Consider the following 21,091-nt stretch of genomic DNA (forward strand, 5'->3'; position numbering starts at 1 on the left):
GCCCCGGCAGGCTCAGCCCGGCGCGCCGCGAAACTTGTCCGGCCGCAGCACGGCCACGTCGGTCACGAACATCACCATGCCGTAGTTGGCCGAGTAGCCGGCGTGGAGCGTGTCCACGATGGCCTCGGCGGTCAGCTCGTCGCACAGCACCTCCACGCGGATGTTGGCCGACGCCCCCCACGACCCGTCGCGCAGGCCGTGGGCGCCCTGCCCGCGGGCCTCGGTGATGGTGTAGCCGCGGGCCCCGAGGCGGGCCAGTTCGCGCACCAGCTCGGGCTCCAGGCTGGCTTCGCAGATGATGGTGAGGAGCCTGCGCAGGCTCAGGGGCAGATTCATCAGATCACTCCGGCAAGGTGGCTGGCAAGCCAGTGGTAGGTCGGCACGCCGACCAGCAGGTTGAACGGGAAGGTGATGCCCAGCGACGCGCCGATCGACAGGGCCGGGTTGGCCTCTGGCACCGCGATGCGCATCGCCGCCGGCGCCGCAATGTACGACGCGCTGGCGTACAGGGTGGCGAGCAGCATCGCGCCGCCCACCGAGAAATCCAGCAGATTGGCGGTGAGCACCCCCAGCAGGCCGCCCGCCAGCGGCATCAGCACCGCAAACACAGCCAGGAAGACCCCCGCCCGGCGCAGGTCGGCCAGCCGCCCGGCGACCACCAGGCCCATCTCCAGCAGGAAGAAGGCCAGCATGCCCTTGAACAGGTCAAAGAACACCCGGTCGAGGGGCTGGATGCCTTCCGGCCCGGCCAGCCAGCCGATCAAGAGGCCACCGCCCAACAGCACGATGCTCTTGCCCGCCAGCACCTCGTGGAACAGCTTGCCCCAGCGGGTGTCCGCCGCGCCCCGGCGGGCCAGCGCCACGCCCATCACCAGGGCCGGCAGCTCCAGCAGCGCCAGGAAGACCACCATGTAGCCCTCGGCCGGCTCGCCGCGGCTGGCCAGATAGCTGCTCGCCACAGCAAAGGTGACCACGCTCACAGACCCATAATGGGCAGCAATCGACGCCGCATCCGCCCGCGGCAGGCGACCCAGCCGCTGCAGCACCGGAAACGCCGCGAGGGGAATCAGCAGCGCCACCGCCACGATTACCAGCGCCGGCAGCGCCAGATCGGCCACGTTGTGGCGCGACAGTTCGACGCCGCCCTTCAGGCCGATGGCGAGGAGCAGGAAGATGCTCAGGGCCTCATACACCACGCCGGGCAGCTTGAGGTCGGAACGCACGATGCCGGCCACCAGGCCGAGCACGAAGAACAGGATGACAGGTTCGAAAGGCATGCTTGGATCGGGCAGCCGCCCGCAGACAACAGAACACTTGCAAGCTTGGGGGCGGTGCAGCATAAAATCCAATTAAAGCTTTTCGACAAACCAATAAGCCATAACTTATACATGCGCCGCCGCATCACCTTCCGCCAGCTCGAAACCTTCGCCGCCGTGGCCCGCCTGGGCAGCTTCAGCCGCGCCGCCGAGGCCATGCACCTCACCCAGCCCGCGGTGTCGATCCAGCTGCGCCAGCTGGCCGACACCGTCGGCATGCCGCTCTTCGACCAGACCGGGCGCGAACTGCGCCTCACCGCCGCCGGCGACGAGCTCCTCGCCACCGTGCGCAACCTCGATGACGTGTGGAACCGCTTCGACTCGGCCATCGACGAGCTACGCGGCCTGCGTCGCGGCAAGCTGCGGGTGGCGCTCGTCACCACCGCCAAGTACTTCGTGCCGCGCATGGTCGGTGCCTTCTGCCGGCGCTACCCGGATGTCTCCATCGAGCTGGAGATCGCCAACCGGGCCAAGATCGTCGAGCGCCTGCGCCGCAACGAGGACGACCTGTATGTGATGTCCTACCCGCCCGACGACCTGGACATCGTCGTCCATCCCTTCCTCGACAACGAGCTGGTGGTGCTCGCCCCCCGCGACCACTGGGCCGCAGGTCGGCCGGTGACGCTGGCCGAACTGGCCGGCGAGCCCTTCCTGCTCAAGGAGCCCGGCTCCGGCTCGCGCCACGCGGTGGACGCCTTCGCCGCAGCGGCCGGCGTGCAATTGCGAGTACGCCTGTCGCTGGCCAGCAACGAGGCGCTGCTGGAGCTCGCCGGCACCGGCATGGGCCTCACCGTGCTGTCGCGCCACGCCCTGGGCGAGCGCCTCGACGCCGAGGGCCTGTGCGTGCTCGACGTGGCCGGCTTTCCCCTGCATCGGCCGTGGAACGTCGTGCATCTGCGCAGCAAGGTGCTGTCGCTGCCGGCCCGGGCCTTTCTCGACGAGCTGCGCCAGGCCCCGGCCCTGCCTGCCGGCTGACACCCGTGGACAGCCCGGGCGTCGGCATCGCTAGAATATGACAATCTCGTCACCCGCCACTGCTCCGCCACGCCCGCCCATGTTCCGCAAACTGCGCATCGCCATCCTGCTGATCATCCTCGTCACCGTGGCTGTGGGCGCGTGGCGCGCCGGCGCCCAGGCCACCGACTGGAAGCACTCGGTGCACACCACGATCTACCCCATCATGGCCGACGACTCGCCGGTCACCCGCCAGATCGTCGAGCGCCTGCACCCTGACGACTTCGCGCCCATCGGCGAATGGCTGCAGGAGGAAGTCCGCCGCTACGGTCGGCCGCTGCTGCGCCCGGTGGCAATCAACCTGGCGCCGCCGGTCAATGCCCTGCCCCCGCCGCTCCCGGAAGGTGGCGGCCGGCTGTCCGTGGCCCTGTGGAGCCTGCAGCTGCGCTACTGGGCCTGGCGCCACGACGCCGCGCCGGGGCCGCGCCCGGAGATCCGCCTGTTCGTGCTCTACCACGACCCGGCCCGAACCCCGGCGCTGGATCACTCCCTCGGCCTCGAGAAAGGGCTGATCGGCGTGGTGAAAGTCTTCGCCAGCCGCGACGAGCGCCAACGCAACGCGGTGGTGATCGCCCACGAGCTGCTCCACACCCTCGGCGCCACCGACAAATACGATCCGCAGACCCTGCTGCCAGTCTTCCCCGACGGCTACGCCGAGCCCAACCGCCAGCCGCGCCACCCTCAGGCCCTGGCCGAGATCATGGCCGGGCGCATCCCGGTAGCCGAAGGCCGCGCCGACGAGGCGGACAGCCTCGCCGACACGCTGATCGGCCCGCAGACCGCCATCGAGATCGGACTGCAGCCGCGCGGGCATTAGCGCCGTCAGGTGCGCTATGCTTGCCGGACGAGAACAAGAACGAGGCAGGAGACCGATGGCACCAGCACCCTTCGCCGCGGAGGCCGAACGCATCCGCCGGCACGTGAACGACACGCTGCTGGCCGCCTTCTCCGAGCTCTCCGAGGGCATCCTGATCGTCGACCGCGAAGCCCGCATCGTGTGGATGAACGAGCAGTACCCGCGCCACCTGGGCATCGCCGATCCGGCCTCGGTGATCGGCCTGCCGGTCGAGGACGTGATCCCCAACAGCCTGATGCGCAGCGTGGTGGCCAGCGGCAAGCCCATCATGCTCGACGTGATGGAGTTCGGCAGCGAATCCTTCGTGGTGATGCGCCTGCCGGTGCGCGACAGCGCCGGTACGATCATCGGCGGCGTGGGGGTGATGATCTTCGACGACCCGCGCCAGCTCGCCCCCTTGCTGTCGCGCTTCCAGAACCTGCGCCTCGAGCTCGCCGACACCCGCCGCAAGCTCGACGAAGCCCGCCGCACCCGCTACACCTTCGCCAGCTTCGTTGGCACCAGCCCGGCCTGCGTGGCGGTCAAGGACAAGGCCCGGCGCGCCGCCCGGGCCGTCTCGCCGGTCCTGATCCTCGGCGAGACGGGCACCGGCAAGGAGCTCCTCGCCCAGGCCATCCACGCCGCCAGCCCGCGGGCTGACGGCCCCTTCGTGGCGGTGAACATCGCCGCGATCCCCGAAACCCTGCTCGAAGCCGAGTTCTTCGGCGTCGCCCCCGGCGCCTACACCGGCGCCGACCGCAAGGGCCGTAGCGGCAAGTTCGAGCTGGCCCAGGGCGGCACCCTGTTCCTCGACGAGATCGGCGACATGTCGCCGGCGCTGCAGGCCAAGCTCCTGCGGGCCCTGCAGGAGAAGGAGATCGAGCCGGTGGGTTCCAACCGGCTCATCCCCATTGACGTACGCATCATCGCCGCCACCAGCCGCAACCTGCAGAAGGACGTGGACGAAGGCCGCTTCCGCCCCGACCTGTTCTACCGGCTCAACGTGATGACGCTGGATGTGCCGCCGCTGCGCGAGCGCATCGACGACCTGCCGCTGATCGCCGAATGCCTCACCGACAGCATCGCCCGCCAGCTGGGCGAGCCGCCTCGCAGCCTGTCGGCCGACGCCATCGCCTGCCTGGCCGGCTACACCTGGCCGGGCAACGTGCGCGAGCTGTCGAACATGCTCGAACGGGCGCTCCTGCTGTCCGACGCCGACCGGCTCGAAGCCCGGGATTTCGAGCACCTGCTGCCCGCCGCGGCGCGGGCCACGCCCGCCCCGGCCAAGGCCAGCCCCACGCGCACCCTCGACCAGATCCAGCAGGACGCCGAGCGCCGGGCCATCGTCGACGCCATCGCCAGCGCCGGCGGCAACAAGGCCCAGGCTGCGCGCATCCTCGGCATCTCCCGCGCCTCGCTGTACGAGAAGATCTCCGCCCTTGGCCTAGGCAGCGCCGCCAACACCTGACGACAACACCGCGACACCTGTCCGAGGCACCAGACACCCTGCCCGGCGCCACGGACACAATGCACCGCAGCAAAAATACGTTCTCCTTATGAATCAATAAGTAAAAACACTGGCATGGTTTCTGCGCATAGATCGCCGCAAACCCATAACGGAGGAGATTCCAACCATGTCATTCCTGATCGTATTAGCCTCGCTGTGCTTCCTGATGTACATCGCGTACCGGGGCTACAGCGTCATCCTGTTCGCGCCGGTCGCAGCCCTCGGCGCCGTCCTCTTTACCGACCCGACCCTCGTCGCACCGATGTTCACCGGCCTCTTCATGGACAAGATGGTCGGCTTCGTCAAAAACTACTTCCCGGTCTTCCTGCTCGGCGCCATCTTCGGCAAGGTCATCGAGCTGTCCGGCTTCTCGAAATCCATCGTCTCGTCGGTCATCAAGCTGGTGGGCGCCGAGCGGGCGATGCTCTCCATCGTGCTGGTGTGCGCGCTGCTCACCTACGGCGGCGTGTCGCTGTTCGTGGTGGTGTTCGCGGTGTATCCCTTCGCGGCCGAGATGTTCCGCCAGGGCGGCATTCCCAAGCGCCTGATCCCCGGCACCATCGCCCTGGGCGCCTTCTCGTTCACGATGGATTCCCTGCCCGGCACGCCGCAGATCCAGAACGTCATCCCGACCACCTTCTTCAAGACCAACATCTACGCCGCCCCGGTGCTGGGCGTGATCGGCTCGATCTTCATCTTCGTGCTCGGCATGGCCTACCTGGAATGGCGTCGCCGCGCCGCTGCCGCGGCCGGTGAAGGCTACGGCACCAACCTGGTGAACGAACCCGAACCCTTCGACGACACCGAAAAGCTGGCCAACCCGATCCTCGCGGTCCTGCCGCTGGTGCTGGTGGGCGTCACCAACAAGCTCTTCACCGACCTCATCCCGACCATCTACGGCAAGAGCCACAGCTTTGTTCCGGCGGTGATCGGCAAGGCCGCGCCGGTGGTGCAGGACGTCTCCAAGATCGCCGCCATCTGGGCGGTGGAAGGCGCGCTGCTGGTGGGCATCCTCACCGTCATGGTGTTCGCCTGGAAGACGGTCGCCGCGCGCTTTGCCGAAGGCACCAAGGCCGCCGTCGGCGGTGCACTGCTGGCATCAATGAACACCGCGTCCGAATACGGTTTCGGCGCCGTGATCGCCGCCCTGCCGGGCTTCCTGGTGGTGGCCGACGCCCTCAAGGTGATCCCCAACCCGCTGATCAACGAAGCCATCACCGTCACCACCCTGGCCGGCATCACCGGCTCGGCGTCGGGCGGCATGGGCATCGCGCTGGCCGCCATGTCGGAGACCTTCATCACCGCCGCCAACGCCGCCGGCATTCCGCTGGAAGTGCTGCACCGGGTCGCCTCGATGGCCTCCGGCGGCATGGACACCCTGCCCCACAACGGCGCGGTCATCACCCTGCTGGCCGTCACCGGCCTCACCCACAAGGTGGCCTACAAGGATATCTTTGCGATCACGATGATCAAGACCAGCGCGGTCTTTGCGATCATCGCCACCTACTACCTCACCGGCCTCGTCTGAGACGCGGCGGATCTTCAGGCACAGGAGTCGCCATGAACACCAGCCAGAACCCCGTCACCACCGCGCTACCCACCGCCGGCAACGGCAAGATCGTCTCGGCCCGTGAAGCCGTGCGCCTGATCCGCGACGGCGACACCGTCGCCACCGGCGGCTTCGTCGGCATCGGCTTTCCCGAGAACATCGCCGTCGCCCTCGAGGAATACTTCCTCGAGACCGAAGGCGAGGACATGCACGGCCTCGGCGCCCCCCGCAACCTCACGCTGGTGTACGCCGCCGGCCAGGGCGACGGCAAGGACCGCGGCCTCAACCACCTGGGCCACGACGGCCTCGTCGCCCGCGTCATCGGCGGCCACTGGGGCCTCGTGCCGCGCCTGCAGCAGCTGGCCGTGGCGAGCCGCATCGAAGCCTACAACCTGCCCCAGGGCGTGATCACCCACCTGTTCCGCGACATCGCCGCCGGCAAGCCGGGCACCCTCACCCGGGTGGGCCTGGGCACCTTCGTCGATCCGCGCTTCGGCGGCGGCAAGCTCAACGAGCGCACCACCACCGACATCGTCCGGCTGATGGAGATCGACGGCGAGGAGTACCTGTTCTACAAGGCCTTCCCGATCCACGTGGGCATCATCCGCGGCACCACCGCCGACGCCGACGGCAACATCACGATGGAGAAGGAGGCGCTCACCCTCGAGGCCCAGGCCATCGCGATGGCTGCGCATAACTCGGGCGGCATCGTCATCGCCCAGGTGGAACGCATCGCCGAGCGCGGCAGCCTCAATCCGCGGCAAGTAAAGATTCCCGGCATCTTCGTGAACTGCGTGGTGGTGGCCGAGAAGCCCGAATACCACATGCAGACCTTCATCGAGACCTACAGCCCGGCCTTCGCCGGCGAGCTGCGGGTGCCCATGTCGGCGGTGGCGCCGATGGAGATGAGCGAGCGCAAGATCATCGCCCGCCGCGCGGCGCTGGAGCTGCGTGCCAACGCGGTGGTGAACCTGGGCATCGGCATGCCCGAGGGACTCGCCGCGGTGGCCGCCGAAGAGAAGGTGACCGACCTCATCACCATGACCGCCGAACCCGGCGTGATCGGCGGCGTGCCCGCCGGCGGGCTCAACTTCGGCGCCGCCATCAACCCCCAGGCGATCATCGACCAGCCCAGCCAGTTCGACTTCTACGACGGCGGCGGGCTGGACATGGCCTTCCTGGGCCTCGCCCAGGCCGACCGCGAGGGCAACCTCAACGTGTCGCGTTTCGGGCCGCGGCTGGCTGGCGCCGGCGGCTTCATCAACATCAGCCAGAACGCCAAGAAGGTGGTTTTCGTGGGAACCTTCACCGCGGGCAACCTGAAGGTCGCCATCGAGGCCGGCAAGCTCATCATCGAGAACGACGGCTCGGCCTCGAAGTTCGTCGAACAGGTGGAACACCGCACCTTCAGCGGCCCCGAGGCCAACCGGCGCGGCACGCCGGTGCTCTACATCACCGAGCGCTGCGTGTTCCGGCTGGGGCCCGACGGGCTGGTGCTCGCCGAGGTGGCACCGGGCATCGACATCGAGCGCGACATCCTCGCCCGGATGGATTTCCGCCCGCAGATCCCGGCCGAACCGGCGCTGATGGACCCCCGCATCTTTGCCGACGGGCCGATGCACCTGCGTCCGGATCTGCTGGAAATGCCGCTGGACGAGCGGCTCTCCTACGATCCGGCCGGGCAGCTGTTCTTCGTGAATTTCGAGGGGCTCAACCTGCGCACCAGCGCCGACATCGAACGCATCCGCGTGGCGGTGGAAGGACGACTGGCGGCGATCGGCCACAAGGTGGCGGCGGTGGTCAATTACGACCGCTTCAGCATTGCGCCGGAAGTGGTGGATGAGTACGCGGCGATGGTCAAGGCGCTGGTCGAGCGCCACTACACGCAGGTCACCCGCTACACCTCGAGCACCTTCCTGCGCCTGCAGCTGGCCGGGGCTTTCGACCGCAGCGCGACACCGGGCCAGCTTTACGCCGATGCCGGCGCGGCCCACGCGGGGCTGCGCCAGCGCTGACCCGACCGGGCGCTACTTGATGATGTCGACGATCTCGACGCCCATCTCGTAGAGCCCGGCCTGTTCCAGGCCGTGGCAGCGACGCACGCGCACCCGCGCGTGCAGCGGCTGGAACGGGCCGCCCATGTCGGGCGGCAGCACGGCGATCTCGAAGACTTCGTCCATCTGCGGCACGTGGGTGGACCGGATGGTCAGGCCGCCGACGCTGAGGTCGACGCAGGTGCCGACGACGGCCTGCGTGGAATGGGGGAGCTTGATGCCCACCTTGCAGCCGAGGGGGATGCGGCGATCCCGGCGGCGTTCGGTCATGCGGTCCATGTGCGCTTTCGATTGGTTGTGCCTGCGATGGGCGCACCTTACGGAAGTCCTACCGGCGTCGCAAGGTTCAGAGACGCTTGCAGGCGGCAGCGCGAAACCGGCACAGATGAATCAAACTGAAAAAACGATAGGTACAGATGCGCGCCCGGCTCAGGGCGCCGAATTGGCCACGTCCCGGGGCGGCACCAGCCGCACCAGCCGCACCTCCCCATAGGCCACGCGCTGGGCAAAGGGCCGGCCGCTCTCGATGCCCATCTGCCACCGCACCACCTCGTAGGCGCCAAAGCCCGGCTGGCCCGCCAGCTGCGCCGCCCGGCGGGCGAACACCTGACGCGCCTCGCCGCCACCGCCGCTGTGCATGGCCTTGTGGCGCAGGGCCAGGATGTAGTGGTCGTCGGACTGGCGGGATTCCTCGATCGTCCAGTTGGGCGCGAAGGGATCGCTGACGATGTACACGGCCGCCGCCGCGGCGCCGAAGGGTGCCTTCAGGAAGCCGGCATCCTGCACCAGCAGCGCGGCCGCCGGGACGAGGCCCCACTCCTTGGCCGGCATGTTCTCGCAACCGGCCAGAAGCGTGGCGAGGGCCAGGGCGATAACGGGCGTGCGGCGCGTCATCACATCAACTACAGATAGTTGAACAGCGACAGGTTGCTGACCTTCAGGAAGCTCTGCTGGGCCGCTTCGAGGAAGGTCTTCTGCTGGGTGAGGTTGCTCACCGCCTCGGCGTAATCCACGTCCTCGAGCCGGGACAGGGCCTGGTTGTACTGGAGGTCGAGGTCGCTGCCGATGTTCTGCTGGGTTTCCACTTCGACCATCCGCGAGCCGACGCCAGACTGGACCCGCGAGATGTTGTCCTGGGTGGCGTCCATGCTGGCGATGGCCTGCCTGTTGCCGAAGGCGATGGCCGACGCGTTGCCCGACTTGAGCGAGGTGACGAAGTTGCCCAGCACGTCGAAGGCGCTGGCCACGGTGGACACGTTGAAGCTGTCGCCCGCCGCCGGCGCGCCGTCGAGGCTGAGGGTGACGCCGCCGAAGCTGAGGGTGGTGCTGGTGCCGCTCGTCGAGGAGGTGACGGGCACGGTGGCGCCGGTGGTGGCATCCACCACCGAATAGGCCGGGCCGGAAGCGACATTCACCGCGTAGGCGTGGCCGTTGTAGCTGCCCGCCAGCGACAGGCCCGACACCAGGGCCGAGCCGGTGTTGGCGGCGCTGGACAGCGCAAAACCCGAGCCGGGCGCGGCGTGGATGGCGTTGAAGATGTCGTCGCCGGAGGTGGTGATCGGGAGCTCCCGCGAGGCGGAGATCTGCAGCGTGCGTGCGCCCTGGTCGCCCTGGTACTGGACGCCGGCCGCGAGCGAGCCGGAGAACGGCAGGCTGTTGCTGCGATAGCCGCCGAAGACGTAATCGCCGGCCGAATCCTGGCTGTTGGCGATGCCAAGCAGCGCATCGAACTGCTGGGCCACATCCACGCCGATGGCGGCGTGCTCCTGGTTCGAATAGGTGCCGTTGCCCGCCTCGACGGCGCGAGTGCGCACGTAGGTGACGATGTCGGTGGCGGCCATCAGCTTGCTGTCCACCAGCTTGAGGGCGTCGCCCGCATAACCCTGGTTGCTGGTGTAGAGGGCGTTGACGCTCTTCGACTGGGAGACTTCCAGCGCCCGCGCCGAGGCGACCGGGTCGTCGGAGGGCCGCAGGATGCGCCGGCCGGTGGACACCTGCTGCTGGGTGTCGAGGAGCTGGGCGCTCTGCCGTTGCATCTGCGCGACGCCCGTGTCGTAGATCATGCCCGTGGTGACTCGCATGATGATGTTCCTTCAGGTTATTGGCCGAGGGCCAGCACTTGGTCGAAGAGCTTGGAGGCAACGCTCATCACCTTGCTCGCGGCCTGGTATGCCTGCTGATAACGGATCAAGTTGGCCGCTTCTTCATCGAGATTTACCCCAACAAGGGATTGCTGCGCACTCGAGGCCTGCTGGACCAGACTTTCCTGGGCGTCGCGATTGACGCCGAGCTCGCGCGCCTTGTTGCCTACCGCGCTCACCAGCTGGGAATACACCGACTGGAAGGTGGCCGAGGGCTGGCCGGAGGCGGACAGCAGGGTCTTGGTGGTCTGCAGGTTGCCCAGCAGCACGGCGTTGCGGCTGTCGGAGACGCCGGCGGTGTTGGCGCCGATGTTGAAGCGGTCATTCACGGACGGGGCGCCGGAGACGGTGAAGGACACCTCTGACACGAAATCGGTGCCGCTCATGTGGCCGAAGGCGATGCTCATCCCGCTGCTGTAGGGCACCGGCGAGCCGACCGTCTGGGTGCCATTGAGCGGGGTGTAGGCGACGGCCATGCCGGGGGGCAGGTTGCTCACCGTCAGCATGCCGCTGCTGTTGTAGCTGAGGGTGGTGTAGCCGGCCTTGAGGGCGCTGAGGTTGGTGGTGTCGGACACCACAGGGGCGCTGATGGAAGCCGTTCCCTTGTTGGGCGTGCCGCCCCGCAGCAGGAAGCTGTCGCCCGCCGCCGGGGTGCCGGTGAAGGAGAACGAGACGTCCTGCTGGTTGGTGGTGGCGCCGGTGGCGTGCCACAGGCCGACGGTCATCCCGGCGGTGTAGGGGATGCTGGACAGGGCGCTGGGGCCGACGACGGTGCCGCTGGCGTCGGTGTAGCTGACCTTCATCCCGCTGGGCAGGCCGGTGATCGACAGGGTGTCGGGGCTGGCGCTGAAGCTGAACACGGTGTTGGCGGCCGCGAGGCTGGCGAACTTGTCCGAGCTGAGCACGGCGGGCGCGCTGATGGAGGCGGTCGCGCTGCTGCCGATGGTGCTGAGGAGGCCTTCCGAGCCGGCGCTGCTGCTGATCGGCGCGGCGGCGGCGATCATCCGGGTGTCGGTGATCGCGACGCCGAAGGTGCCGGCCACGTAGCGGGTCGGCTGGATCAGGAAGCTGTCGCCCACGTTGGACGAGGTCGGCTTGTCGATCCGGAGGCCGACGCCGGTGTCGGTGGGGATCGTGGCGCCGTCGGAGACGCGGGTCAGCTTGTAGTTGCCGACGGTGTCGGTGAAGGTGATGCGGTAGTCGTCGCCGGTGAGCTTGGAGATGTCGTCGTAGTGCACGTCGTCCTTGCTGAACGCGGTGGAGGCCAGCGCGTTGCGGGTGACGTAGATGTCCGGCTGGGTGAAGAAGTCGGTGCCGAGGTTGCCGTTGAGATCCTGGCCGAGGGCGTGCTGGGCGTTGAAGCGGGTGGCCATGCCCACGGCGATCAGACCGAGCTGGTTCTGGGCCGCGTCGAGGGACGAGGTGCGCATCGACAGCAGGCCGCCGAGCTTGCCGCCGCCGAGCAGGCTCTCGGGGATCGGGATGGCGCTGCCATTGGACGCGATGATGTTCACGTCGAGCCGGGTCGGATCGGACAGCGAGGGCCGGGCGTCGAGGTTGGTGGCGTTGGTGCCGATCACCAGCGGCTGGCCGGTGCCGATGAACACCGACATGGAGCCGTCGTCGGCGACGTTGGTGGACACGCGGACCAGCTTGTTGAGCTCGCTGATGAGCAGGTCGCGGGTGTCGAGCAGATCGTTGGCGGGCTGGTTGGAGCCGGCCTGCTGGGCGATGATGATCTTGTTGTTGATCTCGGCGATGTCCTTGGCGTAGCTGCTGATGGCGCCGACGGTCTCGTCGATCTGGCTTTCCACGCCGGAGCGCACGTCGTCGAGGCGCTCGGACAGGTTGTGGAAGCGCGCCACGAGGCTCTGGGACGTGGAGATCATCGACTGGCGGGCCGGCACGCTGGCCGGGTTGGCGGCCACTTCCTGCACGCCACTGAAGAACGACTGGATCGCCGGGGTGAGGCCCACGGTGGCGTCGGCCAGCATGTTGTCGATCTGGCTGATCTCGGTGTTGTAGGTGTCGTACTCGCTGAACTTGGTGTCGGCGGACAGCACCTGGTTGGTCAGGAAGGCGCTGTAGGCGCGCTTGACCGTATCGACCTTGGTCCCTTCGCCGAAGAAGCCGGCGCCGGTGAACATCGCCGGGTTGGTGCTCTGGACGGTGTTCTGGCGGCTGTAGCCGGAGGTGCCGGCGTTGGAGATGTTGTGACTGGTCGTGACCAGGCCCGCCTGGGCGGCGTTGAGTCCGGTGAGGCCAATGCTGAAGATGCTGCTGCCCATGATCCGCGTCCTTGCGTCGGTGGTGTCTGCTCCTACCTATGCAAAAACTCTGCCAGTTTTGAAACCGGCAGCGCCGACGCGGTCAGGCCGACGGGCTGGCGCTGCCCGAGAGGGCCACGCGCAGGGTGTTGCCGTTGATGATGCGGGCCAGCTTGTCGGCGTACTGCGGATCGGTGGCGTAGCCGGCGGCCTGCAGGCCGCGGGCGAAGGCGGTGGCGTCGCTCTGGCCCACCACCGCGGCGTAGCGCGGGTTGTTGCGGATCAGGTTGGCGTAGTCGCGGAAGGAATCCGCGTAGCTGCCATAGGCGCGGAAGCGGGCGTTCTCACGGGTCGCGGCGCCATTCACGTATTCGGTGGTGGCGGTGCTCACGGTGTCGCCCGACCAGCTGCGCCCGGCCTTGATGTTGAAGAGGTTGTGGCTGGGCGTGCCGTCGGCGTTCTTCAGCTCGAACTTGCCCCAGCCGGTTTCCAGCGCGGCCTGGGCCACCAGGAAGCGGGCCGGGATGCCGGTGGCGCGGCTGGCCTCGACGGCCTGGGGCCACACCTTCTCGACAAAGGCCCGCGGGCCGGCACCGGCCGGCATGTTGGGGAGCATCGGGACGGCAGTTGCCGCAGACGAAGCTGCCGCTCCGGCAGTTTTTGCCGCCTGGCTTGCCGTGCCGGTAGCGGACGGCGACACGGCGCCATCGAAGCCACGGCGGATCGCCGCATCCAGCGGCACCGGGCCGTCGGGCAGCTTCACCTCGGCCTTGCCGGCATTGAGCTGACGCTCGATCACCTTGGCGAGGCCGATGCCGCCAGCGCGGGTGGAGAGCTGCATCGACATCTGCTGGTCGAGCAGCGACTGGTACATGCGCGTCTCGTCGCTGTCGAACATGCTGCCCTTGGGGGTCGCGTCGCGCATCGACTTGAGCATCTGCTGGACGAACAGCGCCTCGAACTGGCGAGCGGCTTCCTTGGTCGCCTCGGGCGAGCTCTCCTTCGACAGCCGGCGCAGGCCGCCGAGGGTGTTCGGGTCGAGGGCGTTGATCTGGCTGAAATCGGAGGCGGCCACGTCAGATCACCTCAAGCTCGGCGCGCAGGGCGCCGCTGGCCTTCATGGCCTGGAGGATGGCGATGAGTTCGAGGGGGTTGGCGCCCACCGCGTTGAGGGCCTTGACCACGTCGGCCAGGTTGGTGCCGCCCTTGATGTTGAAGATGTTGCCACCTTCCTGCTTGATATCCACGCCGCCCTTGTTGGTGACCGCCGTCTGCCCGCCCGAGAAGGCGCCGGGCTGGCTGACCTGCTGCTCGTTGCTGATGGTGACGGTGAGGCTGCCGTGGGAGACGGCGCAGTTCTGCAGGGCGACCTTCTGGTTCATCACCACCGAGCCGGTGCGGGAGTTGATGATGACTTTGGCGGCCTGGATGGCGGGGGTCACGTCGAGGTTTTCGAGTTTGCCCAGGAAGGCCACCCGCTGGTTGATGTCGTCCGGCGCGCGCACCTGGATCTGCCGGCCGTCGACGGCCTGGGCGCTGCCCGGGGCGACGGCGTTGATGGCGTCGACCACCTTCTGGGCGGTGCCGAAATCGGTGTTGTTGAGTTCGACGAAGACCGAATCGCCCTGCCCCACCGGGCTGGCGACGGCGCGCTCGACGGTGGCGCCGCTGGGGATGCGCCCGGCCGAGAGGTGATTGACGGTGACCTTGCCGCCGGACGGCGCGGCACCGCCGGCACCGCTCACCGCGAGGCTGCCCTGGGCCATGGCGTACACCTGGCCGTCGGCGCCCTTGAGGGGCGTCATCAGCAGGGTGCCGCCCTTCAGCGAGCGGGCGTTGCCCATGGACGACACGGTGACGTCGATCTGCTGGCCCGGCCGGGCGTAGGGCGGCAGGCTGGCGGTGACCATCACCGCGGCCACGTTCTTGAGCTGCAGCGACTGGCCCGGCGGCAGGGTGACGCCCAGGTTGCCGAGCATGTTGATGATGCTCTGCACGGTGAAGGGCGTCTGGGTGGTCTGGTCGCCGGAGCCATCCAGGCCCACCACCAGGCCGTATCCGATCAGCTGGTTCTGGCGCACGCCGCCGATGGAGGCGAGATCCTTCAGGCGCTCGGCCTCGACCGCCGTGCTGCCCAGCAGGCACACGACGGTAAGCAGCCCGAGCACGCAGCGGGACAGCGGGCGGGTGACGGTGAGGATTCGGAGGGAGGTTCGGCGAGGCATGACGGCAGTCCTCAGAACGGCATGGCGGTGAGGAAGAAGCGCTGCATCCAGCCCATGGTCTGGACTTCGTCCAGATAGCCGTTGGCACGGTATTCGACGCGGGCGTCGGCCACCTGGGTGGATTGCACGGTGTTGGCGCCGGTCACATAGACCGGATTGACGACCCCGGAGAAGCGGATGAACTCGTTGCCCTGATTGACGGCGATCTGCTTTTCGCCCGAGACGAGCAGGTTGCCGTTGGGCAGCACCTCGATGACCGTGGTGGTGATGGTGCCGGTGAAGGTGTTGTTGGCGGCGGCATCGCCCTTGCCGCCGAACTTGGTGGCGTCGGAGGCGGTGGCGTCGAGGCCGGCGAGGCCCTTGAGCGGCAGCTTGTCCATCGCCGAGATCGACGCCGACAGGCTGGCGCTGCGCTCCGCGGCGGTGGAGGATTTCTTGCTGGCGGCGGTGGATTCGACCAGATTGACGGTGATCACGTCGCCGATGAAGCGGGCGCGGCGATCCTCGAACAGCGGCCGCGAAAAGTTGGGCTGGAAGATCGCGCCGGGCTGGGACGCCAGGGCCGTGCGCGGCTCGGGGCGCACGCTCATGGGTTGATGCACGGCGGTGGGGGGCGTGGCCTGGAGGGCGGCGCAGCCGGCCAGGGCCGTGGCGGCCAGCATCGGAACAAGTTGCCGGACGGGTTTCATCATCATCGTTCTCCGCGCGCTGCGATTACAGCGAGGTGAGCTTACCGAGCATGGCGTCGGACGTGGACACGGCCTTCGAGTTGATCTCGTAGGCGCGCTGGGTCTGGATCATCAGCACCAGCTCTTCGGCCACATTGACGTTGGAGGTTTCCACGTAGGTCTGGTTGAGCACGCCGACGCCGTTGGTGCCCGGGGTGTTGGGGTTGGGCGTGCCGCTGGCGGCGGTTTCCAGGTAGAGGTTCTCGCCCATGCTCTGCAGGCCGCCGGGGTTAACAAAGCCCGCCAGCTGGATGTTGCCGATCTGGGAGGGCGCGGCCTGGTTGGGCAGCGTCACCGACACCACGCCGTCCTTGCCGATGGTGACCGACAGGGCGTTGGCGGGGATGGTGATCGCGGGCTGCAGCGGGTAGCCGCTGGAGGTGACGATCTGGCCGTTGGCGTCTTTCTGGAAGGCGCCGTCGCGGGTGTAGGCGGTGGTGCCGTCGGGCAGCAGGATCTGGAAGAAGCCGTCGCCCTGCACCGCCACGTCGAGGGCGTTGCCGGTCTGGGTGAGGTTGCCCTGGGTGTGGATGCGCTCGGTGGCGATGGGGCGCGCGCCGGTACCGATCTGCAGGCCAGAAGGGATGGTCGTCTGCTGGGTGGACTGGGCGCCCGGCTGGCGCAGGTTCTGGTAGAGCAGATCCTCGAACACCGCCCGGGAGCGCTTGAAGCCGTTGGTGGCCACGTTGGCCAGGTTGTTGGAGATGACGTCGAGCTGCGTCTGCTGGGCGTCGAGACCGGTTCGGGCAATCCAGAGGGCGCGGATCATCGTGGGCTCCTGTACTTCGGGCGTCGCCGGCGGGGCGACGGGGTTGGCCGCTTCAATGCGGCAGGGTCATCCTATCCTTTGCAAGTCCTGTTCCAGCCCCGGAGAAGGTGGCGAAAAGGCTGTCAATTCAGGGGGAAAGCACGATCCGGCAAGAATCCGCGGGGGCCACCGGCAGCCGGCCCGGAAAATCTTGCCGGCGGGCGGCAGCGCCGCCGAAATGAAAACGCCTGCCGACGAGCCGGCAGGCGCTGGGATGGAAGGCTGGCTCAGCCGGCGCGAGCCGGTCAGCTCTTGGCGACGAGCTGGCCGGCGGAGCGGTCCATTTCCTGGGCGGTGGACAGCATCTTGGTCTGCATCTCGTACTGGCGGGCCAGGGAGATCATCGAGACCATCTGCTCGACCACATTGACGTTGCTGCCTTCGAGATAGCCGGAAGCGACGCGCACGGCCGGGTCGGCCGGGGCGGCGGCACCGTTGGCGGTGCGGAAAAAACCATCGCCGCCGCGCTTGAGACCAGCCTCGGGCGGATTGACGAGCTTGAGCTGGTCCACCGCGCTGGTGCTGTTGCGGGCGCCGGTGCGCGGCACCGTGGAGATGGTGCCGTCGGAACCGATCGCCACTTCGACATCGGGGGGCACGGTGATCGGGCCACCGGTGCCCAGCACCGGCAGGCCGCCGCGGGTCTGCAGGATGCCGTTGGCGCTGACTTCGAAGTTGCCGTTGCGGGTGTAGCCCTCGGTGCCGTCGGGCATCTGCACCGCAAACCAGCCCTTGCCCTGGATCGCCATGTCGAGGCCACGGTTGGTGTGCTGGAGGGGGCCGGGCGTGAAGTCGTCGGCGACGCTGGCGTCGGCCACGAACGCGCGGGTGGGCATCGGGGCGTTCTGCACCTGCACCGCGCGCAGCTTGTGGAGCTCGGTCTTGAAGCCGGTGCTGGTGGCGTTGGCCAGGTTGTGGGCGACGGCCGCCTCCTGCCCCATGGTGGCGGAGGCGCCGGTCATTGCGGTGTAGATCAGGCGGTCCATGGCGGGCTCCCCGGGTTAATCAGCGCAGGTTCACCAGGGTCTGCAGCACCTGATCCTGGGTCTTGATGGACTGGGCGTTGGCCTGATAGGCGCGCTGCTGGGTGATCATGTTGACCAGCTCGGAGGTGAGATCCACGTTGGACTCTTCGATGGCCGCCGACTGGAGCACGCCCAGGGTGCCGGTTCCCGGCGCAGCGCCAGCGCCATCCACCGCACCGGCTTCCGGCGTCCATTGCCACTGGTTGCCACCCACCGACACGAGGCCGTTGGGGTTGCGGAAGTTGGTCAGCAGCACCTGGCCCATCGTGCGGGACTGGCCGTTGCTGAAGTTGCCGAGGATGGTGCCGTCGGCTTCGACGGTGAGGCCCGACAGCGAACCCGGCTTGTAACCGTTCTGGCTCAGCTTGGCGACGCCGAAGCTGTTGCCGAACTGGGTGGAGTTGGTCAGATCGACGGTGACGGTGAGCGCCTTGGTCGCGCCGGTGGTCACGGTGTAGGAGGTGGAGATCGTCTTGGGCGTGAGCAGGCCACCGTTGGAGTCGAAGCTGACGGTGGTGGGGCTGTGCAGGCCGGTGGCCGGGTCGATCTCGGGCGGGAAGCCGCCATCCAGGCTGGTGTAGACATCCCACTTGTTGGCCTGAGCCGTCTTAACGAAGTACAGCGACTGGGTGTGCGGGTTGCCCAGGGAGTCGTACACCGTCTGGGACGTGGTGCTGGTGTAGCTGGCCGGGTCGGTGATGCTGAAGCCGCCGGTGTTGGCGGTGGCAGCAAAGGTGGGAATGCCGAGGGTGGTGCCGGCGAGCGTGCCGGAGCCGTCGGACACGACGATCTTCGACGTACCGCCGGCCGTGGCCGAGCTGAAGGTGATGGCGTCGGAGGGGTTGGTGCCGACGACGACCTTGCCCCGGAGGCCGGAGGAGCCCGCGCCGGTAGCATCCACCGCGGCCTGCAGCGCAGTGGCCAGAACGGCCGCCGTGGCGTAGGTGCCGGCCGGCACGGAGACGGCAACCGCCGAGCCACCATCGACCGCGATGTTCATGACCGACGCCGGAATGGTGAGCGGATAAGCAGGGACGACCGTGCCCGTGAGGCTGGCGTAGGTGGCGTTGCTGCCGCTCACCGACATGATGGCGGTCGCGGTCGGCGCCAGTTTCAGCTGCATGGCGGCGTTGCCGCTCACGTCCAGGCTGGAGAGCCGGCCGCCGTGGGTCGAGTTGAGGGTGATGATGCCGCTGCTGTCGCTGGAGGCGGTGACCCGGCCCTTGAGGGTGGTCTGGTCGATGGCGGTCTGGATGGCGGCGACCAGCGAGCTGGTGTCGGTGTAGGTGCTGGCGGCGATCTTGGCGGTGGCGGTGGTCTCGCCATCGACGGTGATCGTCAGGTCGTTGTTGGCGGCGGTGAAGCTCAGCGGCGCGGACGACGAGACGGGCGTGCTCGTGCCCTTCAGGAGCGCCTGGGTGAGCGACTTGGGCGACCCGGAGCGGGAATCCAGATTGACGGTGTAGCCCGCGTCGGTGGTGGCTTTCGGATCGGCGTCGCCGAAGCTCAGCTGGATCTCGCCGCCCACGCCGGAGGGCAGGCCCTTGGCGTCGTAGGTGTTGCCGGTGAGGCGCAGGCCGCTGGAATTGACCACGTAGCCTTCCTTGTCCACATGGAACTGGCCGTTGCGGCTGTAGGTGATGGTGCCGGCGTCGCTCATCCGGAAGAAGCCGGCGCCATTGACCGCCAGATCCAGCGTGTTGCTGCTGGTGGAGATGTTGCCCTGGGTGAATTGCTGGGACACCTTGTTCACCGACGCGCCGATACCCACCTGGGTGGCGCTGCCGGCCGACAGCGACGCAGCGAAGACGTCCGCAAACTGGGCCGAGGCTTCCTTGAAGCCGACGGTGCCCGAGTTGGACACGTTGTTGCTGATGGCGTCGAGGGCCTTGGAGGCGATGGAAAGACCGCTCAAACCTTGCTGGAATGCCATTTTCTGTCTCCGCTTAGAGAATCTGCTTGATGTCGGCGAGGCTCACCAGACCGCTGCCCACGTCGAGGGACACGCTGCCGCTGCTGGTACGCAGGACGCTGTTCACCGTGGAGATCTGGAGCGCGACGGGCTTCAGGGTGGTGTCACCCCGGGTCGCGGCCACGCTGATGGTGTAGTTGCCGCTGGCGGCCTGGGCGCCATTGGTGGTGAGGCCGTCCCACGAGAAGTTGTGCACGCCGGCATCCGCATCGCCCAGTTCGAGCTTGCGCACTTCGAGGCCGTTGGCATCCTTGATCGTCACCGTCACCTTGTCCGCCGCGCTGGGCAGCTCGAAGCCGCCGTAGGTCTTGCTGCCGCTGGTCAGGCTGAGGCTGTTGCCAGCGACCATCACGCCCTTGCCGACCAGCGCCGCGGCCTGCAGCACTTCGCTGGACTGGCTGTTCTGGAGCATCGAGGCGAGGGTGGTGTTGAGCTTGTCGAGACCATTGACCGTCTCGATCTGGGCCATCTGGGAGGTCATCTGGGCGTTGTCGACGGGGTTGAGCGGGTCCTGGTTCTTGAGCTGCTCGGTGAGCAGCTTGAGGAAGCGGCTCTGGGCGGCGTCGGTCTTGGACGCGGAGGAGCTGGAACCCTTCTGCAGCGCGGCGATGACGTCGGCGGACGTCGTGGAGCCGGTGGAATTGACGGTGCTCATGATTGTTCAGCTTTCGGTGTCTGGTTACTGGCCGATGGCGAGGGTCTTTTCCATCAGGCTCTTGGCCGTGCCCATCATGTCGGCGTTGGTCTGATAGGCGCGGGACGCGGAGATCATGTTGGTCATCTCCTCGACCACATTCACGTTGGGCATCGTCACGTAGCCCTCGGGATTGGCGGCGGGGTTCTTCGGGTCGTACACCATGCGCATCGGCGCGGCGCTCTCGACCACCTGGGTCACCCGCACGCCCTGGGCAGCCACGCCGGCACCGGGCATCGGGGTGGCGGCAAACACCACCTGCTTGGCCTTGTAGGGCTGGCCGTCGGCGCCCACCACGCTGTCGGCGTTGGCCAGGTTGCTGGCGGTGGTGTTGAGGCGCATCGACTGGGCATGGAGCGCCGAACCGGCCACCTGGAAGACGTTGAGCATGCTCATGGCGATCTCCTTACTGACCCTGGACGGCCATCTGCATGGAGCGCAGCAGGCCGTTGATGAAGGTCACGCTGGCCTGGTACTGCACCGAGTTCTCGGCGAAGGCGGCGCGCTCGGTGTCCATATTGACCGTGTTGCCATCCACCGCGCCCTGCTCTTCGGTGCGGTACTTGAGGCTGGCTTCCAGCGGGCTGGCGGCACCGCCGGCGATGTGGCGCTTGGCGGTGGTCTTGAGGGGCAGGCCGCTGGTCGCGCCGCCGAGGGCACCCGCCAGGGCTTCGCGGAAATCCACGTCGCGGGCCTTGAAGTTGGGCGTGTCGGCGTTGGCGATGTTGGAGGCGATCACCTGCTGGCGGTAGGCACGGGCGTTCAGTGCGGTCTGGTGGAAGCGCAGCGTTTCGTCCAGTCGGTTCGTCATCTCTGCCAAGTCCTCAAGTTTGTCGCCGTGTCCGCCGTAAGTTTTCGCAGACTGGCTGGCAGCTACACCTTTGCAGCTTCCGTGCCAGTCATCTTATGAGCCGCCCGGCCCCGTCGATGGGCCGAACAGGCGGCAATTCGCGCCC

General features: G+C 67.8%; 20 protein-coding genes. 5 read left to right on the forward strand and 15 right to left on the reverse strand.

The window, feature by feature from the left end; all coding sequences use genetic code 11:
• Window positions 1–12: 12 nt before the first annotated feature.
• Complete coding sequence (locus tag QQK25_RS13165; protein ID WP_284188317.1) at window positions 13–336, reverse strand: P-II family nitrogen regulator; 324 nt, start codon at window positions 334–336, stop codon at window positions 13–15.
• A complete protein-coding gene (locus tag QQK25_RS13170; protein ID WP_153159941.1) occupies window positions 336–1,277 on the reverse strand; it encodes a sodium-dependent bicarbonate transport family permease in 942 nt (313 codons plus the stop codon). Before QQK25_RS13170 ends, QQK25_RS13165 begins: the two co-directional genes overlap by 1 nt.
• Before the next feature lie 111 nt (window positions 1,278–1,388).
• Between QQK25_RS13170 and QQK25_RS13175 the strand changes: the two genes are divergently transcribed.
• The 5 genes from QQK25_RS13175 (at window position 1,389) to QQK25_RS13195 (ending at window position 8,236) form a co-directional block, all read left to right on the forward strand.
• Window positions 1,389–2,291 carry a LysR family transcriptional regulator gene (locus QQK25_RS13175; RefSeq protein ID WP_284188318.1) on the forward strand — a complete coding sequence of 301 codons (903 nt, stop codon included), beginning with the start codon at window positions 1,389–1,391 and terminating at the stop codon, window positions 2,289–2,291.
• Between the two features lie 79 nt (window positions 2,292–2,370).
• Window positions 2,371–3,147: a hypothetical protein gene (locus tag QQK25_RS13180; RefSeq protein ID WP_284188319.1), complete on the forward strand. Its 777-nt coding sequence runs from the start codon at window positions 2,371–2,373 to the stop codon at window positions 3,145–3,147.
• A 55-nt stretch (window positions 3,148–3,202) separates the two neighbouring features.
• Window positions 3,203–4,633: a sigma-54 interaction domain-containing protein gene (locus QQK25_RS13185; RefSeq protein WP_284188320.1), complete on the forward strand. Its 1,431-nt coding sequence runs from the start codon at window positions 3,203–3,205 to the stop codon at window positions 4,631–4,633.
• A gap of 166 nt (window positions 4,634–4,799) precedes the next feature.
• Window positions 4,800–6,200, forward strand: coding sequence for a GntP family permease (locus tag QQK25_RS13190; protein ID WP_284188321.1), 1,401 nt, complete (start codon window positions 4,800–4,802; stop codon window positions 6,198–6,200).
• Window positions 6,201–6,232: 32 nt separating this feature from the next.
• A complete protein-coding gene (locus QQK25_RS13195) occupies window positions 6,233–8,236 on the forward strand; it encodes an acyl CoA:acetate/3-ketoacid CoA transferase (RefSeq protein WP_284188322.1) in 2,004 nt (667 codons plus the stop codon).
• Window positions 8,237–8,248: 12 nt separating this feature from the next.
• On the opposite strand, the gene QQK25_RS13200 is transcribed toward QQK25_RS13195, so the two are convergent.
• The 13 genes from QQK25_RS13200 to flgB form a co-directional block, all read right to left on the reverse strand.
• Window positions 8,249–8,554, reverse strand: a complete 306-nt coding sequence (locus QQK25_RS13200; protein WP_153159935.1) for a PilZ domain-containing protein — start codon at window positions 8,552–8,554, stop codon at window positions 8,249–8,251.
• Between the two features lie 150 nt (window positions 8,555–8,704).
• Window positions 8,705–9,169 carry a hypothetical protein gene (locus QQK25_RS13205; protein ID WP_284188323.1) on the reverse strand — a complete coding sequence of 155 codons (465 nt, stop codon included), beginning with the start codon at window positions 9,167–9,169 and terminating at the stop codon, window positions 8,705–8,707.
• 8 nt (window positions 9,170–9,177) lie between these two features.
• The gene (flgL, locus tag QQK25_RS13210; RefSeq protein ID WP_284188324.1) at window positions 9,178–10,356 is read right to left on the reverse strand and encodes a flagellar hook-associated protein FlgL; all 1,179 of its coding nucleotides are present in this window, start codon (window positions 10,354–10,356) and stop codon (window positions 9,178–9,180) included.
• Window positions 10,357–10,373: 17 nt separating this feature from the next.
• On the reverse strand, window positions 10,374–12,704 hold the full coding sequence (gene flgK / locus QQK25_RS13215) for a flagellar hook-associated protein FlgK (protein ID WP_284188325.1): 2,331 nt from the start codon (window positions 12,702–12,704) through the stop codon (window positions 10,374–10,376).
• An 82-nt stretch (window positions 12,705–12,786) separates the two neighbouring features.
• Window positions 12,787–13,758 (reverse strand): flagellar assembly peptidoglycan hydrolase FlgJ, encoded by a 972-nt coding sequence (gene flgJ / locus QQK25_RS13220; protein ID WP_284188326.1) that lies wholly within the window; start codon window positions 13,756–13,758, stop codon window positions 12,787–12,789.
• Window position 13,759: 1 nt separating this feature from the next.
• Window positions 13,760–14,908, reverse strand: coding sequence for a flagellar basal body P-ring protein FlgI (locus QQK25_RS13225; RefSeq protein ID WP_284188327.1), 1,149 nt, complete (start codon window positions 14,906–14,908; stop codon window positions 13,760–13,762).
• Between the two features lie 11 nt (window positions 14,909–14,919).
• Window positions 14,920–15,597, reverse strand: a complete 678-nt coding sequence (locus QQK25_RS13230; protein ID WP_284188337.1) for a flagellar basal body L-ring protein FlgH — start codon at window positions 15,595–15,597, stop codon at window positions 14,920–14,922.
• Window positions 15,598–15,622: 25 nt separating this feature from the next.
• Window positions 15,623–16,405 (reverse strand): flagellar basal-body rod protein FlgG, encoded by a 783-nt coding sequence (gene flgG, locus QQK25_RS13235; protein WP_153159929.1) that lies wholly within the window; start codon window positions 16,403–16,405, stop codon window positions 15,623–15,625.
• 284 nt (window positions 16,406–16,689) lie between these two features.
• Complete coding sequence (gene flgF, locus QQK25_RS13240) at window positions 16,690–17,430, reverse strand: flagellar basal-body rod protein FlgF (RefSeq protein ID WP_284188328.1); 741 nt, start codon at window positions 17,428–17,430, stop codon at window positions 16,690–16,692.
• A gap of 19 nt (window positions 17,431–17,449) precedes the next feature.
• Window positions 17,450–19,402 (reverse strand): flagellar hook protein FlgE, encoded by a 1,953-nt coding sequence (locus QQK25_RS13245; protein WP_284188329.1) that lies wholly within the window; start codon window positions 19,400–19,402, stop codon window positions 17,450–17,452.
• A gap of 13 nt (window positions 19,403–19,415) precedes the next feature.
• Window positions 19,416–20,096, reverse strand: coding sequence for a flagellar hook assembly protein FlgD (locus QQK25_RS13250; protein ID WP_284188330.1), 681 nt, complete (start codon window positions 20,094–20,096; stop codon window positions 19,416–19,418).
• Window positions 20,097–20,120: 24 nt separating this feature from the next.
• Entirely contained in the window at window positions 20,121–20,531 is a 411-nt protein-coding gene (gene flgC, locus QQK25_RS13255; protein ID WP_153159925.1) for a flagellar basal body rod protein FlgC, read from the reverse strand.
• A 10-nt stretch (window positions 20,532–20,541) separates the two neighbouring features.
• Window positions 20,542–20,946, reverse strand: a complete 405-nt coding sequence (gene flgB, locus QQK25_RS13260) for a flagellar basal body rod protein FlgB (protein ID WP_284188331.1) — start codon at window positions 20,944–20,946, stop codon at window positions 20,542–20,544.
• Window positions 20,947–21,091 lie beyond the last annotated feature (145 nt).

It is taken from the genome of Zoogloea oryzae (assembly GCF_030161255.1).
GTDB lineage: Bacteria > Pseudomonadota > Gammaproteobacteria > Burkholderiales > Rhodocyclaceae > Zoogloea > Zoogloea oryzae.

What these genes read in the sequence shown, in the direction of transcription:
- QQK25_RS13195 (WP_284188322.1), top strand. Translation starts at nt 6,233, where the DNA reads ATGAACACCAGCCAGAACCCCGTCACCACCGCGCTACCCACCGCCGGC.
- QQK25_RS13190 (WP_284188321.1), top strand. Translation starts at nt 4,800, where the DNA reads ATGTCATTCCTGATCGTATTAGCCTCGCTGTGCTTCCTGATGTACATC.
- flgG (WP_153159929.1), bottom strand. Translation starts at nt 16,405, where the DNA reads ATGATCCGCGCCCTCTGGATTGCCCGAACCGGTCTCGACGCCCAGCAG.
- QQK25_RS13175 (WP_284188318.1), top strand. Translation starts at nt 1,389, where the DNA reads ATGCGCCGCCGCATCACCTTCCGCCAGCTCGAAACCTTCGCCGCCGTG.
- flgF (WP_284188328.1), bottom strand. Translation starts at nt 17,430, where the DNA reads ATGGACCGCCTGATCTACACCGCAATGACCGGCGCCTCCGCCACCATG.
- QQK25_RS13250 (WP_284188330.1), bottom strand. Translation starts at nt 20,096, where the DNA reads ATGAGCACCGTCAATTCCACCGGCTCCACGACGTCCGCCGACGTCATC.
- flgK (WP_284188325.1), bottom strand. Translation starts at nt 12,704, where the DNA reads ATGGGCAGCAGCATCTTCAGCATTGGCCTCACCGGACTCAACGCCGCC.
- QQK25_RS13200 (WP_153159935.1), bottom strand. Translation starts at nt 8,554, where the DNA reads ATGGACCGCATGACCGAACGCCGCCGGGATCGCCGCATCCCCCTCGGC.
- flgC (WP_153159925.1), bottom strand. Translation starts at nt 20,531, where the DNA reads ATGAGCATGCTCAACGTCTTCCAGGTGGCCGGTTCGGCGCTCCATGCC.
- QQK25_RS13230 (WP_284188337.1), bottom strand. Translation starts at nt 15,597, where the DNA reads ATGAAACCCGTCCGGCAACTTGTTCCGATGCTGGCCGCCACGGCCCTG.
- flgB (WP_284188331.1), bottom strand. Translation starts at nt 20,946, where the DNA reads ATGACGAACCGACTGGACGAAACGCTGCGCTTCCACCAGACCGCACTG.
- QQK25_RS13225 (WP_284188327.1), bottom strand. Translation starts at nt 14,908, where the DNA reads ATGCCTCGCCGAACCTCCCTCCGAATCCTCACCGTCACCCGCCCGCTG.
- QQK25_RS13180 (WP_284188319.1), top strand. Translation starts at nt 2,371, where the DNA reads ATGTTCCGCAAACTGCGCATCGCCATCCTGCTGATCATCCTCGTCACC.
- QQK25_RS13165 (WP_284188317.1), bottom strand. Translation starts at nt 336, where the DNA reads ATGAATCTGCCCCTGAGCCTGCGCAGGCTCCTCACCATCATCTGCGAA.
- QQK25_RS13205 (WP_284188323.1), bottom strand. Translation starts at nt 9,169, where the DNA reads ATGACGCGCCGCACGCCCGTTATCGCCCTGGCCCTCGCCACGCTTCTG.
- QQK25_RS13170 (WP_153159941.1), bottom strand. Translation starts at nt 1,277, where the DNA reads ATGCCTTTCGAACCTGTCATCCTGTTCTTCGTGCTCGGCCTGGTGGCC.
- QQK25_RS13185 (WP_284188320.1), top strand. Translation starts at nt 3,203, where the DNA reads ATGGCACCAGCACCCTTCGCCGCGGAGGCCGAACGCATCCGCCGGCAC.
- QQK25_RS13245 (WP_284188329.1), bottom strand. Translation starts at nt 19,402, where the DNA reads ATGGCATTCCAGCAAGGTTTGAGCGGTCTTTCCATCGCCTCCAAGGCC.
- flgL (WP_284188324.1), bottom strand. Translation starts at nt 10,356, where the DNA reads ATGCGAGTCACCACGGGCATGATCTACGACACGGGCGTCGCGCAGATG.